Below are 17,044 nucleotides of genomic sequence, written 5' to 3'. Positions count from 1 at the left end.
AGAATGCGGTTGTCGTGGCCTCTGATCGGCCGCACCGGGCAGATGAAGGCGATCGAGTCCGCGATCGCGGCACCGGACGTGGCCGGCGTTGTCGTGTCGGGCGCGGCGGGTGTCGGTAAGACCAGAATCGCCCGCGAGGCCTTGAGTTTCGCCACGTCGCGGGGGTTCGAGATCCGGTGGGTCGTGGGGGCGTCCTCGGCGCGCTCGATTCCGTTGGGTGCCTTCACCGCCTGGACCCGGCCCGGCGCGTCCGAGACCGTCCAGCTGATCCGGGGGGTGCTCGATTCCCTGGCCGCCCCCGGTGCGCGGGTCGTGCTGGCCGTCGACGATGCCCACCTACTCGACGAGCTGTCCATCTTCGTCGTCCATCAGCTCGTGCAACGGAACGTGGCCACGGTGTTGCTCACCGTCCGGGACGGCGAGCCGATTCCGCCCGCGCTGCAGGAGATCTGGACTGCCGGCCGATTCGACCGTCTCGAGCTTGCGCCGCTGACGCCGGACGAGACCACCGCGGTGTTGTCGGCGACTCTCAACGGATCCATCGAACCGGCCTCTTCCCAACGGCTTTGGCAGCTGACCGGTGGTAATGCGCTGTACCTGCGCAACATCGTCGAGCAGGAGGTCACCGACGGCCGGCTCACCCAGCGACGCGACACCTGGCACTGGAGCGGCGACCCGGCGCTGCCCGCCGACCTGGTGGGATTGGTCGAATCGCGGATCGGCACGCTGGCGATGCCGGTCGGCGACGTGATCGACATCCTCGCCGTCGCCGAGCCGATCGATCTGGACACCCTCATGCACATCGCCGATCCCGCCGCGATCGAGGAGGCGGAGACCCGCGGGCTGGTCACACTCGAACCCGCCGGCGGCACAGTGCACGTCCGGGTGGCCCATCCGATGTACAGCGAGGTGCGCCGCCGCCGCGCGTCAGTGACCCGGTTACGCCGGTTGCGGGGACTGGTCGCGGCCGAGCTGGCCCGATCCGTTGACCGCAGCGACATCCGGAGTGTGGTCAAGCAGGCGGCGTTGAGCATCGAGTCCGATCTACCGCCCGACATGGATCTGCTCGTGCAGGCTGCGCACGGCGCAGTCTGGCTGGCAGACCTGCGCCTCGCCGATCGCCTTGCCGAGGCGGCGGTCGCTGCGGGCGCCGGCCCGGAGCCGAATTTTGTTCGCGCACATGCCCTGTCCTGGCTGTCTCGCGGCCAGGAGGCCGATGCCGTCCTCACCGAGGTGGCCGCCGGTGACCTCTCCGAGGACGACCTGGCGCGCCTGGCCTTCCTGCGCGCCAGCAACATGCTCTGGGCACTGGGCGATCCGCAGCGCGCCAAGCAGATCCTCGACGAGGCGTCCGGTGTCGCCCCGCCGGCTGCGCGTACCTACCTGGACGCCTTCGCCGCGGTGTATCACTTCGCCACCGACAATCCCCGAGCCGCCGGGCAGTCCGCGCGCGGACTGGACCTCGCCGAGTTGCCCCCGGTCGTCGGCGCCGAGATCGGGTGGGCGCTGACCGCGATCTCGGGCGAGGCCGGCCAGACCGGCGAAGCGGAGGCCCGCGCCGAGTCCGGTTACCTGGCCGCGACCCGCCGATTCGACGCCCCTCAGATGCGGTTCAACATCGCCGACGCCCACCTGACGGCATTGCTGCTCGCCGGCCGGGTGCGGGACGCCACCGCAGTGGCGCAGGACGTCGGACGACAAGCCGCCGATCTTCCCGGCGAAGCGCAATTGCTGGGCGGCGCGGTGACCGGCCGCGCCGAGCTCGGTGCGGGACGACTCGACGCGGCGTGTCGACTACTCCGGCACGCCACCGTCGGACTGTCCGCCGCCGGCCACGCGATGGGATGGGCGTTTCGCTACAGCGTCCCACTGGTGACCGCGCTCGCGATGCACGGCGATGCCGACGCGGCGGCCGCCGTGCTCGCCGAACTCGACAGTGTCCGGCGGCCGTTCCGGTCACTCGACTACGAGCGGAGTCTGGCTCGCGCGTGGGTGGCCGCCGGCCAGGGCGCGATCAGCGAGGCGGTGGCGGGATGTCTGTCCGCTGCCGAACGCGCTGCCGGCGACGGTCAATTCGCAGCCGAGGTGCTGTGTCTGCAGACGGCCACCCAGTTCGGGGATCGCACCCGGGCAGCGAGATTGGCCGAGCTGGAATCCCTCGTGGAGGGACCGCGGGTCGGCCTGGCGGCCCGGTTCGCCGCGGCCCTGCGCGACGGCGACGCCGACGAACTGGCTGCGGTGTCCGACGGCTTCGAGGTAATCGGCGATCCGATCGCCGCAGTCGACGCCGCGGCGCACGCCGCACTGGTCTACCGGCGCCACAACCAACGCGGGTCGGCGCTGAGCTGCTCGACCCGGGCCGAGGCGTTGGCGCTGCGGTGCGGCCTGGTCACTCCCGCTCTGCGGCAAGCCGCCGAGCCCCTGCCGTTGACCGAACGCGAGCGGGAGATCGCGATGCTGATCGGCCAGGGATTGGCCAACCGAGCGATCGCCGAACGTCTGACGCTGTCGGTGCGCACCATCGAGAGTCATGTTCTGCGGGCCATGAACAAGACCGGCACCACCAGCCGCGACGAGCTGGCGGCCTTGGTGGCCCGTCCGTTCGGGCAGATGCAGTAGTGCACTACTGCAGCATTCGGGGCGCGTGGCTGTGATGATTCCCCTGAGCGCTAACTCCGGCCGGCTGGGGGGACCAGGCTGGAGTTGGCGCTCACCCTCGCGACATCGCCTGAGCCCAGGCGAGATGTCCCTCGTAGCCCAGCGATTCCGCCATCGTCCGATAGTGATTTACCCACTCGGTCAGGGCGGGATCCGCGCGCGCCCGGGCCAGCAGCGTACGCAATCGCAGCAGGGTGATCTCCCGGATGGCCGAGACGTCCTGCGCGCGCAGGTTCGCCAACCGGTCGATCATCTCCTCGGCTTCGGCCATGTCGGCCTCGGCGCCCCGCTCGACCAACGTCTCGACGAGATTTGCCACACCCGCGACGACATAACCGAGCCGTCCGGCGTCGGTGAGTTCGGCGAGAGCGTCACGCATCATCGCGACGGCCTCGTCGCGATTGCCAGTTTTCGCCCGCTCTCGGGCCACCCACAGCGCGGTGACCGGCACCAGCGAAGGGGTGCGTACGCGCAGCATCACCAGAGCCCGTTCCATGAGTTCGAGCCCGCGCCGCCGGTCGGCGCTGCTGTTGCGATGCAACAGCGCCATACCCAACCCGTACTCCGACAGGGTCACCGCGTTGTCGTTGCCGGTCCGCTGCGCGGTGTGCAACGCCTGCTCGCTGGCCGCGATCGCCGAATCGTCCGCCAGCAGTACGCCGTAGGCGATCTCGAGGGCGTACGTCCAGGCGAGAATGAACGCCAGCGTCGCCGGGTCGGAGTTCTGCGCCATGGCGAGGGCGTCGCGCAGATCGTCGCGCCACCCCGGCCGCCCGACCCACCAGCGGGCGACTCCGCGGAACGCCAGCGCGGCGGACAGCGGTGACGCCATACCGAAACCGGCGCCCATGGTGGCATCGCCCGCGGCCAGATCGATGACCGCCTGGCTCCACCGCAGGATCTCACCGAACTCACCCTGGGTGAACCAGCTGGCGAACGCGACGAATCCCAGCCCGACGGTCAGGGTGGGGTCACCGATGGAGTCGAGCAGCGCCATCTGCTCGGATGCCAGCCGTGCGGCCTCACCGGACCTGCCGGCATAGAGGCATTCGGTCACCAGCCCCGTCATGCCGATGGCAAGGGAGACCTTGTCGCCGGCCGCATCACACAGATCACGCAGCTGAGTGAACCGACCGCGGCTCTCGCCGGCGTTACCGGCGTGAAAGTCGCTGGCGCACAGCATCGTCAGCGGCGCGATCCGCATCGACAACTCGGCAGGCCCGTCGCCCGCAATGAGCTCGGCGCTACCGAATGCCCGCTGCCAGCACAGCCGGGCGGCGCTGATATCTCGCCTGGCCGACCAGCCCGCCGCGCGCATGTGCCAGCCGTAGGCCGCCGCGGGCTCGCCGGCCGCGCCGAGGTGCCCGGCGATCAGTGCCGCGTTCTCTTCCACCAGGTCGGGCGCACCCGCCTCGATCACCGCGGCCAGGCGCCGATGCCAGCCGCTGCGACCCGATTTGAGCTGGGTCTCGTAGGCCACGGCGCGGATCAGCGGATGGTGGAAGGCGTACTCGGCGGCGGGCCACAGTTGCACCTGATCGATCAACTCGGTGCTCACCAGCTCGGCGAAGTCGACGTCGATGCCCAGCGCCGCGACAAGCTCGGCGCTGAATCGTTCGCCGATCACCGATGCCGCGTGCAAGGTCTGTCGCGCCTGCGGGTCCAGCTGGTCGATCCGCGCGGCGATGGCCGCCTGCACGGTGGCCGGAATGCTGATGTCGGAAACGGTTCCGTGGCAACGGTAGTCGCCGCGCTCGCCGGCGAGGACGCCGCGTTGGGACAGCTCGCGCACCATCTCCTCGGCGAAGAACGGGTTGCCGGCCGCACGGTCGGCGATGATCGCCGCGAGGTCGCCCAGGGCGGGATCCGATCCCAGCAGTTCGGCCAGGAGTGCGGCGATTTCGGAATCGTCAAGGGGCGTAAGGTGTATCGCGTTCGCGCAGCTGTGCGCAAGCAGCGCGCCATCGTATTCGGGGCGCGAGGTGACCAGCACCAGGGCGGGCGACTCGGCGACGGCGGTGACGATCTCGGAGAGCATCGACTCGCTCACCGCGTCGATCCACTGGGCGTCCTCGACGATCACGAGCACCGGCCCGCCACCAGTCAGCAGGCCCGTGCCGACCAGTGCGGTCAACCGTCGCCGGCGCGCGCCCGGATCGATCGCAGGCAGGGCAACTCCGGGCTCGGCGATGCCGAGCAGGTCGTCGAGCAACAGCAGGTCTTGCGGATCGGCCTCGGCCACCACGCTGCGCACGCGGGCGCGCGCCGTCGCGCTGTCCAGGTCCGAGACTCCGGTGGCCGCCCGCAACAGCCGCGCGATCGCCCCGAACGAGAGATCCCGGGCGTGCGATTCGCAGAAGACCCAGATCGTCTCCATGCCGCGCGCCGCCGCCAGTGCCGCCGCCTCGCGGGCCGCGCGGGATTTCCCGAGCCCGGGCGGCGCCACGACATGCACGATGCCGCCCCGGCCGTCGACGGCGGACTCGAGTGCCGAGTCGATGACGGCCATCTCCGCGCGCCGGCCCACCAGGCTCGACTCGTGACGCCGGATGCGGCCGCTGCGGCCGGTGATCCCCAAGAGCCGGCGCACCGGGACCGGTTGCTCGGATCCTTTGATCTGCACGCGTTCCGGTGGACCGAGCAGCACGAGGTCGTCGACCAGGCCGGCGGTCGATGCCGACAGCATCACCCCGCCCGGCGGTGCCACCGATTCCATCCGCTGGGCGAAGCCCACGGTTTCGCCGGTCGCGCGATAACCCAGCGCGCCCGACCCGATCGCCCCGGCGATCACCGGCCCGGAGTTCAGGCCGACCCGCACACGCACATCGATGCCATCGCGCCGCTGGACCTCGGCGGCGAGCCGGCTCGCCTCACCCTGGACCTCGAGGGCCGCCAGGCACGCGCGGAACGCGTGATCCTCCAGCGCCACCGGCGCGCCGAACAGGGCCATCACACCGTCGCCGTTGTACTCGACGGTTCCGCCGTAGCGGCGCAACACCGTCGTCGACCGCTCCACCAGCTCGGTCATCACCTCGCGCAGCCGCTCGATGTCGAGGGCGGCGGCGAGGTCCATGGACCGCTCCACGTCGACGAACAGCACCGTCACGTGCTTGTACTCCGCGGCATCGGCTCCCGCCGCCAGCCGGGCGCCGCACGAACTGCAGAACCGGGCGCCGTGGGGCGACTCGGTCCCGCAAGACCGACACCTTGGCGTCACCGTCGTCACTGCACCCCCAGCCTCACGAAGCGGTGAGGCAAGGGTATTGCTGGTCAGCGGGTTGTGCGGGGCAAACTGGCCAGCATCGTGTCCGCTGTCGGTACCCCCTGGCACCCTGGAGTCGTGCGTCCCCCCGATCCTCTTGCCCGGTTCAGTCCGCTGACCCGGCGCTGGTTCACGGGCACGTTCGCGGCACCGACCTCGGCGCAGGCCAGCGCCTGGTCGGCGATCGCCGACGGGGACAACACCCTGGTGATCGCGCCGACCGGCTCCGGTAAGACGCTGGCGGCATTCCTCTGGGCGATCGACCGGCTGGCCCAGGCGCCCGAGGACAGGGGCACTCGGGTGCTCTACATCTCCCCGCTCAAAGCCCTGGCCGTCGACGTCGAGCGCAACCTGCGCACCCCGTTGACCGGCATCACCCGCATCGCCGAACGCGACGGGGTACCGGTTCCGCAGATCAGCGTCGGCGTCCGGTCGGGCGACACCCCGCCGGCCCGCCGCCGGGAGCTGATCACCAAGCCGCCCGACATCCTGATCACCACCCCCGAATCACTGTTCCTGATGCTGACCTCCGCGGCGCGCGAGACGCTGGCCACTGTCCAGACCGTGATCGTCGACGAGGTGCATGCCGTCGCGGGCACCAAGCGCGGCGCGCATCTGGCGCTGTCGCTGGAGCGGCTCGACGCACTGCTGGAGAAACCGGCCCAGCGCATCGGCCTGTCGGCGACAGTTCGTCCGCCCGAGGAGGTGGCCCGGTTCCTGTCCGGGACCCGGCCGACGACCATCGTCGCGCCCCCGGCGGCCAAGACGTTCGAGCTGACCGTGCAGGTGCCGGTGCCCGACATGGCCAACCTGGAGAACAACACCATCTGGCCCGACGTCGAGGCCCGCATCGTCGACCTGATCGAAGCGCACAACTCGACCATCGTGTTCGCCAACTCCCGGCGCCTGGCTGAGCGGCTCACGGCCCGCATCAACGAGATTCACGCCGAGCGCTCCGGTGTCGAGCTGGATACCGCTGCCAACCGGCAGGTGTCCGGCGGGGCGCCCGCCCACATCATGGGCAGCGGTCAGACCTACGGTGCCGAACCGCTGTTGGCGCGCGCCCACCACGGTTCGGTGTCCAAGGAGCAGCGCGCCGCGGTCGAGGACGATCTCAAGAGTGGCCGGCTCAAGTCGGTGGTGGCGACCTCCAGCCTGGAGCTCGGCATCGACATGGGTGCCGTCGACCTGGTGATCCAGGTCGAGGCACCGCCGTCGGTGGCCAGCGGTTTGCAGCGCATCGGACGCGCCGGCCATCAGGTGGGCGAGATCTCGCGCGGGGTGCTGTTTCCCAAGCACCGCACCGATCTGATCTGCTGCGCGGTCAGCGTGCAGCGCATGCTCGCCGGCCAGATCGAAACCATGCGGGTGCCCACCAACCCCCTCGACATCCTGGCCCAGCACACCGTGGCCGCGTGCGCCCTGGAGCCGGTCAGCGCCGACGAGTGGTTCGACGTCGTCCGCCGCAGCGCCCCGTTCGCGACGTTGCCGCGCAGCGCGTTCGAGGCGACGCTCGATCTGCTGTCGGGCAAGTACCCGTCCACGGATTTCGCCGAGCTGCGGCCCCGGCTGGTCTACGACCGCGACACCGGGACGCTGACCGCCCGCCCCGGCGCCCAGCGCCTGGCCGTGACCTCCGGCGGATCGATCCCGGATCGCGGCATGTTCACCGTCTATCTGGCGACGGATTCTGAAAAGCCCTCGCGCGTCGGCGAACTCGACGAGGAAATGGTGTACGAATCCCGCCCCGGCGACGTGATCTCGTTGGGCGCCACCAGCTGGCGGATCACCGAGATCACCCATGACCGGGTGCTGGTCATCCCGGCGCCCGGGCAACCCGCCCGGTTGCCGTTCTGGCGCGGCGACGATGCCGGCCGGCCCGCCGAGCTCGGCCAGGCGATCGGCAGGTTCACCGGCGAGCTGGCCGGCCTGAGCCGCGACGACTTCGACACGCGCTGTGCCGAACTGGGCTTCGCCGACTATGCCACCGACAACCTGTGGCAGCTGCTCGACGATCAGCGCAACGCCACCTCGATCGTGCCCAGCGACAGCACCCTGCTGGTGGAACGCTTCCGCGACGAGCTCGGCGACTGGCGGGTGGTGTTGCACTCGCCATACGGATTGAAGGTGCACGGCCCGCTGGCGCTGGCCGTCAGCCGGCGACTGCTGGAGCGGTACGGGATCGACGAGAAACCCACCGCCTCCGACGACGGCATCGTGGTGCGACTCCCCGACACCGAAGACGCTCCGCCGGGTGCGGACCTGTTCGTGTTCGCCCCCGAGGAGATCGAGCCGCTGGTCACCACCGAAGTGGGTGGCTCGGCGCTGTTCGCGTCCCGGTTCCGCGAGTGCGCCGCCCGGGCGCTGCTGCTGCCCAAACGCCACCCCGGCAAGCGTTCACCGCTGTGGCATCAGCGCCAGCGCGCCGCCCAACTGCTCGACGTCGCCCGCAAATACCCGGATTTCCCGATCGTGCTGGAGGCCGTGCGCGAGTGCCTGCAGGATGTCTACGACGTTCCGACGCTGACCGAGCTAATGGGCCGGATCGCCCAGCGGCGGGTGCGGCTGGTCGAGGTCGAGACCCCGATGCCGTCGCCGTTCGCGGCCTCGTTGATGTTCGGCTACGTCGGGGCCTTCATGTACGAGGGCGACAGTCCGCTGGCCGAGCGCCGCGCCGCCGCACTGTCGCTGGACAGCACCCTGCTGGCCGAACTGCTCGGGCGGGTGGAACTGCGCGAGCTGCTCGACCCCGACGTCATCGCCGCGACGTCGCGCCAGCTGCAGCACCTTTCCGAGGACCGCAAGGCCCGCGACGCCGAGGGGGTAGCCGACCTGCTGCGGCTGCTCGGCCCGCTGACCGAGGACGAGATCGCGCAGCGGTGTACCGCCGCCGATGTCGGCGGCTGGCTCGAGGGCCTGTATGCCGCCAAACGGGTGCTGCCGCTGTCGTACGGCGGTCAATCGTGGTGGGCGGGAATCGAAGACATCGGCAGGCTGCGTGACGCGGTCGGTGTCGCGGTACCGGTCGGCGTTCCGACGAGTTTCACCGAGACGGTGCCCGATCCGCTCGGCGAGCTGATGGGCCGGTTCGCCAGGACCCGCGGACCGTTCACCACCGCCGAGGCCGCGGCCCGGTTCAGCCTCGGCCTGCGGGTCGCCGGTGACGTGCTGGGCCGGATGGCGGTGGACGGCAAGCTGGTTCGCGGTGAATTCGTGGCCGGCCCTGATCCCGATCAATGGTGCGACGCCGAGGTGCTGCGCATTCTGCGGCGCCGCTCGCTGGCCGCGCTGCGCGCACAGGTGGAACCGGTCAGCACCGCCGCCTATGCCCGCTTCCTGCCGGCCTGGCAGCAGGTCGGCAACTCGGCCACGGCCGGCGTCGACGGGCTGGCCGCGGTGATCGACCAGCTGGCCGGGGTTCCGCTGCCGGCGTCGGCGGTCGAGCCGCTGGTGTTCGGGCCGCGGGTGCGCGACTATCAGCCGGCGATGCTCGACGAACTGCTGGCCTCGGGTGAGATCACCTGGTCGGGAGCGGGCTCCATCTCCGGCAGCGACGGCTGGATCGCGTTCCACCACGCCGACACCGCGCCGCTGACGCTGGCCGCGCCCACCGAGATCGACCTGACCGACACCCACCGGGCGATCCTCGAGGTGCTCGGCGAGCCGGGCGAGGCCCGCGGCGCGTTCTTCTTCCGGCAGCTGGTGAGCGGCTCCGAGGAAGCCTTCAAAGCCGCGCTGTGGGATCTGATCTGGGCCGGTTGGGTCACCGGCGACACCTTCGCGCCGGTGCGCGCGATGCTTGCCGGCGGACGCAGGCCGGGAACCCGCAGGCCCGCGGCGCCCGCCCATCGGCAGCGCCGGGCGCCGCGGCTGAGCCGCTACTCGGTGGCCCATCCGCAGACCCGGTCGGTGGATGCCACGGTTGCCGGACGCTGGTCGGCGGTACCGGCCCGTGAGCCGGATTCCACTGTCCGCGCGCATTTCTCGGCCGAGCTGCTGCTGGGTCGGCACGGCGTGCTCACGAAGGGCGCAGTGGCGGCCGAAGGGGTGCCGGGCGGGTTCGCCACGCTGTACAAAGTGCTGACCGGGTTCGAAGAAGCGGGGCGCTGCCAGCGCGGGTATTTCGTCGAGTCCCTGGGCGGGGCCCAGTTCGCGGTGGCGTCGACGGTCGACCGGCTTCGGACGTATCTGGACGGGGTCGATCCCGAGCGGCCGGACTATCGCGCGGTGGTGCTCGCGGCGGCCGATCCCGCCAATCCCTATGGCGCCGCTCTCCCCTGGCCGGCACGCGCCGACTCCGACGGCGCCCACCGCCCCGGTCGCAAGGCCGGCGCGCTGGTGGTTTTGGTGGACGGCGAGGTGGTGTGGTTCCTGGAGCGGGGCGGCCGCTCGCTGCTGAACTTCAGCTCCGACGCCGAGGCGCAGCGCGCGGCGGCGGGCACGCTGGCCGAGCTGGTGGGCAGTGGCCGGATCGGCGGCGTGCTGGTCGAAAAGCTCGACGGCGTCTCGGTGCTCGAGGCCGCCGCCCATCCCGAGCAGCGGGTGACGGCCGATGCCCTGGTGGATGCCGGGTTCGCCCGCACCCCGCGCGGCCTGCGCCTGCGTTGACGAGTTCTGTCACACCCGACGAGTAGTTCGCCCGACCCACTGAGGAACTGAAACCGGCCAACCTCGTGGCCCAGGCCCGCGGGCCCGACCGCGGGTTGATGATGCCGGCGCGCCGCCGCAGCCGAAGTCAGGAGCGGGCCGACCGGATCCGGTGGGAGCGGGGGCGCAACGAGGCGGCCACCGCAGCCGATCCGCCGCCCTTCTAGGCTGAAAGAATGCCCGAGGGCGACACCGTCTTCCACACCGCCGCCACCCTGCGCGATGCGCTGGTCGGTAAGACGCTGACCCGCTGCGATATCCGGGTCCCGCGCTATGCCACCGTGGATCTGCGCGGCAGCACCGTCGACGAGGTGATCAGCCGCGGCAAGCACCTGTTCATCCGGGTCGGCCCGGCCAGCATCCATTCGCATCTGAAGATGGACGGCAGCTGGCGCGTCGGCCCCCGCTGCAAGCCAGCCCGCCAGGCCCACAAGATCCGAATCATCTTGGAAACCGCCGATGTTCAGGCACTCGGCATCGATCTGGGCGTCCTGGAGGTGCTCGACCGCGACCGCGATCAGGACGCCGTCGCCCACCTCGGCCCCGACCTCCTCGGCACCGACTGGAACCCTCAGGCCGCCGCGGCGAATCTGGCCCGGGAACCCGACCGGCCGATCGCCGCGGCCCTGCTGGACCAACGGGTGCTCGCCGGCGTCGGCAACGTGTACGCCAACGAGCTGTGCTTCGTGTTCGGCCGGCTTCCGACCAGCCCGGTGAGCAGCGTGGCCGACCCGTTGCGCGTGGTCACTCGCGCGCGAGACATGTTGTGGGCCAATCGCGCCCGCTGGCAGCGCACCACAACCGGCAACCGCAGGACCGGCCACGAACTCTGGGTCTACGGCCGCGCGGGCGAACCGTGCCGACGCTGCGGCACGCCGATCCGCCGGGCCGAGTCCGGCGATGCCGAACGTGTCACCTACTGGTGTCCGTCGTGTCAGCGGTGACCGCGTCGACCTGCGGGTGCGACATCTTCGCCATCTCGTCGGCGACCAGCTCGTCGAGGCTGTTGATGGTGGACTTGTCCATCCGCACCGACCTGATCTCGGCCGCCCGGTACAACGTCGTCTCCACCGGCCCGCGGCCATTGGGATAGACGAGCGCGATCACCACACCGGTACCGCTGTCGAGCGCCCCGCCGATCTCGCGTTGCAGGCCGCTGCGCAGCTCGTGTTCGGCGAAGGCGGCGACCAGGGCGCCCGCCGCTCCACCGACCACCACCGCCAAGCCCACCGGTGGCAGAAACAACCCGACCAGAATCCCTGCGCTCGCCCCCAGCCCGGCCGCGACCCGGCCGTGCCGGTTGTGCGCCTCCAGGACGTGCGGGTGTCCCTCGGAATCCTTGGTGACCAGCGCCGCGGCCCGCAATTCCAGACCGTGCTTGATCCGCTTCTGCAGCTCGCGAAAGTCGGTCGTCGCCCGATCGACGCTTGAATATGCCGCCACCAGCACCAGTTCGTGGTCGTCGTCCATACCTAGAGGGTGATGCAGTTCACAATTGGCGACTAGGGACCGAAGGTCATCACCGCGAGGGCATTGCGTCCCCAGCGCCCAACATCCACTGGGAGGTGGCGACCAGATCGCCTCGCTCCAACGCGGCCGCCCGATGCTCGTGAACCTTCTGGTATTCCGGGTCCAGCACCATGTCGACGAACGCCTGCGGTGACGGATACTCGACCACCAGGATGGCGTCCCACCACGGGCGATCACCGTCACCGATGATGCTGTACGGCGTAGTCCCCGCATAGCGCACCGAACCGCCCACCCGCTCCAGATGCGGCTGCACCGCCTCGATGTAGCGCAGGTAGTGCGCCAGCCCGTCGCCCTCGTGGAACTTCAGCAGGTTGATCATCACCACCGGCGCGTCCGCGGGCAGATTGGCGAACGCCTTGAGGTTCACCGGACGATCGTCCACAGCATGGTTCATATCGAATCTCCTTGTGCGAGTTGGTTATCAGAAGTCACAGCGCCGACTCGGCGGCGCAGGAAGGGCACCACGAACTCGGCGACCCGGTCGGTGGACTCCAGCCACGGCCAATGGCCGAGCCCCGGCAGGACATGAATCTCCGCGCGGGGAAACGCCTGTGGTTGGCGGTGGGCCTGGGCGACCGGGATGTAGCGATCGGCTCCACCGAAGACCACCAGGGCGTCGTGGTCGCCGGCGCGCAGCCGCGGCACCAGCGCGGTGATGTCCTTGACCCGGGTCGACCGGTAGAGCCTGAGCACCGCGCGCTTGGTCTCGTCGCGCACCAGATGGCGGGCCACCGTGTCCACCCACTCGCGCGGCAGGCCGGGGTTCTCCCGGCCCAGCACCGCCCGGGCGAGCGGGAGCGTCGTCCGACGCATCATGAACTCGCCGACCAGCGGCGTGCGCCACACCCGCGCCATCCGGTGCCAGCGGTAGCCGATCATCACGCCGGTGTTGACCAAGGTGATGCTGGCGACCTGGTCCGGGTGATCGGCGGCCCAGGCAACCGCGAACGGACCACCGAAGTCGTGGGCCACGAGGTGGACCCGGCCGATGCCGAGCTGCGCGATCAGCCCGTCGAGGAACCTGGCGTATCCATTCACGGTGTAGTCGCCGTCGGCCCGCGCGTCGGCGGCGCCGAAGCCCGGCAGGTCCGGGGCGACGACGGTGGCGAACTCGGCGACTCGGGTCAGCAGTGGCATCCAGTCCGCGCCGGCGCCGGGGTTGCCGTGCACGAACACCACCGCTTCACCCGGTGCACCGCCACCTCCGACCAGCACCGATGTGGTGATGCCTGCGACGGTGACCCGCCGGGACTGCAGGGACGTCATGTCTTGATGCTGGTCCGCGACCCACCCTCACGTCTTGACAATTGAGGACAAAAACTTGGCTTTCCAGGACACTGGTGTGCATGTCGATCGTGCGCGGCACGTCGCTGTCGAACTTCCCGAAGCTGGTCACCCAGCTCGGCGCGGACCCCGGCCTGCTGATGGCCGCGGTAGGACTCGAGCCCGACGCGGTAGGGCGTGACGACGTGTTCGTGCCCCTGCCGAGGGTGGCCGCCGCCATCGAGGCGGCCGCGGAGGTGACCGAAACCCCGGACTTCGGCCGACGGCTCGCCCGGCTGCAGGGCATCGAGATCCTCGGGCCGGTCGGCGTCGCCGCCCGCACCGCCGGCACGGTGGCCGACGCACTGCGCATCTTCGAGAACTTCCTGTCCGCCTACAGCCCGGCGATCAGCTTGCGCACCACGACACTGGCCGACCCGGAGTGCACCTTCATCGAATACCTGATGGTCGGCGCCGACCTGCCCCTGCATCCCCAGGGCAACGAACTTTCCCTCGGTGTCACGCTCCGGGTACTGCGCTTCCTGCTCGGCGCGCACTACTGCCCACTGTCGGTGCATGTGCCGCACGAGCCGCTCACCACGGTCGAGGACTACTGGGACTACTTCGGCTGCCGGCCGGTATTCGACGAGCGGGCAATGGGTTTCACCATCCGTACTGCAGACCTGTCCCGTCCGCTGCAGCGCGACCAGCTGGCCCACGACGCCGTCGTCCACTACCTCAGCACCATCACCATCGCCGAGCCACGCATCGTCGCGTCGGTACGGACGTTGGTGCGTCAGCTGCTGCCGAGCGGCACGGTGACCCTCGACCTGATCGCCGAGCAGCTACACCTGCATCCCAAGGCGTTGCAGCGCAGACTGACCGCCGACGACACCACCTTCGCCGCCATCGTCGACGAGGTCCGCCGCGAGCTTGCCGAACGCTATCTGCGGGACACCCGAATAACGTTGTCGCACTTGGCTCGTGAACTCGGCTACGCTGAGCAGAGTGTGCTCACCCGCTCGTGTCGCCGCTGGTTCGGAAGCGGGCCGGCCGCCTACCGCAAACGACTACACACCGGTTGAGCTCTCGAACGACCGCTGTGTGCCGGTGAGCGGATCCTCGAACTCCAGCCGGTGCGCCACCAGCCGCAGCGGCGCGGTGAAATCGTCGGCGGCCACCTCGATCACCCGCGGATAGAGCGGGTCGTTGTCGATCGGCAGGCCCAGCGAGGCCATGTGCACCCGCAATTGGTGGGTTCGCCCGGTCCGCGGCCGCAGCCGGTAGCGCCCGTCTCCCAGCGGCTCCACCGAGGTCTCGGCATTCGGCTCGCCGGGCACTTCGAAGGCTTGTAACCGGCCGCGCTCCTTGAGGATTCGGCTGCGCACCACTGTCGGCAACACCACCTGCGACACCGCCGACGACCGGGCCAGATACGTCTTGGCCACCAGGCCGCGGGCGAACAACGTCTGGTAGGCACCGCGAATCTCGCGACGAACGGTGAACATCAGCACCCCGGCGGTCAGCCGGTCCAACCGGTGAGCCGGGCTGAGCTCCGGCAGGCCGAGTTCACGGCGTAGCCGCACCAGCGCCGTCTGGGCGACATGCCCACCACGGGGCATCGTGGCCAGGAAGTGCGGCTTGTCGACGACGACGATGTCGTCGTCCCGGTAGAGCACCGGGACGGGGAACGGCACCGGCACCTCGTCGGGCAGGTCGCGGTACAGGTAGATGTGCGCGCCCGGCGGCAATACGGTGGCCGCGGTGATCACCGTGCCGTCGGCGTCGACCACCTCGCCGTTGAACACCTTCTCGGCGGCGGCTGCACCGAACCGGTCGGCCAGCTCGACCAGCACCGCTCCCCCACGCAGCCGCACTCGCGCCGGACCCAGCCCGTCGCGATCGGGCAGCGGAGCATGTCGTCTCACGGCTCGCTCAGTTCAGTGGCACCGGTTCGAGGATCTCGGCCCGGGCTTCCGGCGCCGCCGCACGCAGGGCGTCGGCCGAGGCGTCATCCGGCTGGCGCTGCGAGAGCACCTCGGCTTCGACCCGCGCCTGGTAGGTCGCCACCTCGCGGTCGATATCGGCCTGCGACCAGTTCAGGAATGGCGCGACGACCTCGGCGACCTCCCGGGCGCAGTCCACTCCCCGGTGCGGATATTCGATCGAGATCCGCATCCGGCGGGCCAGGATGTCCTCCAGGTGCAGGGCTCCCTCGGCGGCCACGGCGTAGGCGGCCTCGACCTTGAGGTAGACCGGCGCATCGGTGATCGGCTCGAGCAGTTCGGGCTTGTCGGCAGCCAACGCCAGCACGTCCCCGATCAGCGAGCCATACCGGTCCAGCAGATGGCGCACCCGGTAGGGATGCAGGTCGTAGCGGGCTCCCACGCTCTGCGTCTGGTTGACCAGCGCGAAGTAGCCGTCGGCGCCCATCAGCGGCACCTTCTCGGTGATCGAGGGCGCAACCCGGGCCGGGATGTACTCGGCGGCAGCGTCGACGGCGTCGGCGGCCATCACCCGATACGTCGTGTACTTGCCGCCCGCGATCGCCACCAGCCCCGGCGACGGCACCGCGACCGCATGCTCGCGGGACAGTTTGGAGGTCTCCTCGCTCTCACCGGCCAGCAGCGGCCGCAGCCCGGCGTACACCCCGTCGATGTCGTCATGGGTCAGCGGGGTGGCCAGCACCGTGTTGACGTGGCCGAGGATGTAGTCGATGTCGGCCTTTGTCGCCGCCGGGTGGGCCAGGTCCAGATTCCAGTCCGTGTCAGTGGTGCCGATGATCCAGTGTGTGCCCCACGGGATCACGAACAGCACCGACTTCTCGGTGCGCAGGATGATCGCCACCTCGGAGACGATCCGGTCCCGCGGCACCACGACGTGCACACCCTTGGAAGCCCGCACCCGGAACCGGCCGCGCTCCTTGCTCAACGCCTGGATCTCGTCGGTCCACACCCCGGTGGCGTTGATCACCACGTGGCCGCGGACCTCCTCCACCGCACCGTCCTCGGAGTCGCGAATCGTGACGCCGACCACCCGGTCGCCCTCCCGCAGCAGCGACACCACCTGGGTCGAGGTGCGCACCACCGCGCCGTAGTGGGCGGCGGTCCGCGCGACGGTCATGGTGTGCCGGGCATCGTCGACGACGGTGTCGTAATAGCGGATCCCGCCGATGAGTGAACTGCGCTTGAGTCCGGGCGCCAGCCGCAACGCCCCGGCCTTCGTCAAATGCTTCTGCGGCGGAACAGATTTCGCGCCGCCGAGCTGGTCGTAGAGGAAGATGCCCGCTGCGACATAGGGCCGCTCCCACACACGCTTGGTCAGCGGGAACAGGAACGGCAGCGGCTTGACCAGATGGGGCGCCAGTGTGGTCAGCGACAGTTCGCGCTCGTGCAGCGCCTCGCGCACCAGCCCGAACTCCAGCTGCTCCAGGTAGCGCAGCCCGCCGTGGAACATCTTGGAGCTACGACTGGAGGTTCCGGAGGCGAAGTCGCGGGCTTCCACCAGGGCCACTTTGAGCCCGCGGGTGGCCGCATCCAGTGCGCACCCCGCGCCGACCACCCCGCCACCGATGACGACGACGTCGAACTGTTCGCTGCCCAGCCGCTCCCAGGCACACGCGCGTTCGGCTGGTCCGAGCAGGGTCTGACCGGTGCCCGGTCGAAGGATCGGGTCGCTCATAGG

10 protein-coding genes are annotated in these 17,044 nt (G+C 70.2%); 4 read left to right on the top strand and 6 right to left on the bottom strand.

The window, feature by feature from the left end; translation table 11 throughout:
• Positions 1-3 precede the first annotated feature (3 nt).
• On the top strand, positions 4-2,619 hold the full coding sequence (locus MSZK_RS28945; RefSeq protein ID WP_099251967.1) for a LuxR family transcriptional regulator: 2,616 nt from the start codon (positions 4-6) through the stop codon (positions 2,617-2,619).
• Between the two features lie 91 nt (positions 2,620-2,710).
• Here MSZK_RS28945 and MSZK_RS28940 read toward each other — a convergent pair whose 3' ends face one another.
• Positions 2,711-5,884 (bottom strand): adenylate/guanylate cyclase domain-containing protein, encoded by a 3,174-nt coding sequence (locus tag MSZK_RS28940; protein WP_099251966.1) that lies wholly within the window; start codon positions 5,882-5,884, stop codon positions 2,711-2,713.
• 114 nt (positions 5,885-5,998) lie between these two features.
• Between MSZK_RS28940 and MSZK_RS28935 the strand changes: the two genes are divergently transcribed.
• Positions 5,999-10,528 (top strand): ATP-dependent helicase, encoded by a 4,530-nt coding sequence (locus tag MSZK_RS28935; protein WP_099252060.1) that lies wholly within the window; start codon positions 5,999-6,001, stop codon positions 10,526-10,528.
• A gap of 215 nt (positions 10,529-10,743) precedes the next feature.
• Positions 10,744-11,511, top strand: coding sequence for an endonuclease VIII Nei2 (gene nei2, locus MSZK_RS28930; protein WP_099251965.1), 768 nt, complete (start codon positions 10,744-10,746; stop codon positions 11,509-11,511).
• Here nei2 and MSZK_RS28925 read toward each other — a convergent pair.
• Genes MSZK_RS28925 through MSZK_RS28915 form a run of 3 tightly spaced genes read right to left on the bottom strand, consistent with a single transcriptional unit; the run spans position 11,480 to position 13,363 of the window.
• Positions 11,480-12,037: a DUF1269 domain-containing protein gene (locus tag MSZK_RS28925; RefSeq protein ID WP_099251964.1), complete on the bottom strand. Its 558-nt coding sequence runs from the start codon at positions 12,035-12,037 to the stop codon at positions 11,480-11,482. The genes nei2 and MSZK_RS28925 overlap by 32 nt on opposite strands.
• Positions 12,038-12,086: 49 nt before the next feature.
• Positions 12,087-12,491 carry a DUF1330 domain-containing protein gene (locus MSZK_RS28920; protein WP_099251963.1) on the bottom strand — a complete coding sequence of 135 codons (405 nt, stop codon included), beginning with the start codon at positions 12,489-12,491 and terminating at the stop codon, positions 12,087-12,089.
• Entirely contained in the window at positions 12,488-13,363 is an 876-nt protein-coding gene (locus tag MSZK_RS28915) for an alpha/beta fold hydrolase (protein ID WP_099251962.1), read from the bottom strand. Before MSZK_RS28915 ends, MSZK_RS28920 begins: the two co-directional genes overlap by 4 nt.
• 80 nt (positions 13,364-13,443) lie before the next feature.
• Between MSZK_RS28915 and MSZK_RS28910 the strand changes: the two genes are divergently transcribed.
• Positions 13,444-14,445, top strand: coding sequence for an AraC family transcriptional regulator (locus MSZK_RS28910; protein WP_099251961.1), 1,002 nt, complete (start codon positions 13,444-13,446; stop codon positions 14,443-14,445).
• On the opposite strand, the gene MSZK_RS28905 is transcribed toward MSZK_RS28910, so the two are convergent.
• Positions 14,431-15,288 (bottom strand): pseudouridine synthase, encoded by an 858-nt coding sequence (locus MSZK_RS28905; protein WP_099251960.1) that lies wholly within the window; start codon positions 15,286-15,288, stop codon positions 14,431-14,433. The genes MSZK_RS28910 and MSZK_RS28905 overlap by 15 nt on opposite strands.
• Before the next feature lie 7 nt (positions 15,289-15,295).
• Entirely contained in the window at positions 15,296-17,041 is a 1,746-nt protein-coding gene (locus MSZK_RS28900; protein WP_099251959.1) for a glycerol-3-phosphate dehydrogenase/oxidase, read from the bottom strand.
• Positions 17,042-17,044 lie beyond the last annotated feature (3 nt).

It is taken from the genome of Mycobacterium sp. shizuoka-1, assembly GCF_002723835.1.
Classification (GTDB): Bacteria; Actinomycetota; Actinomycetes; order Mycobacteriales; family Mycobacteriaceae; genus Mycobacterium.
This window is presented reverse-complemented; position numbering and strand designations above follow the sequence as displayed.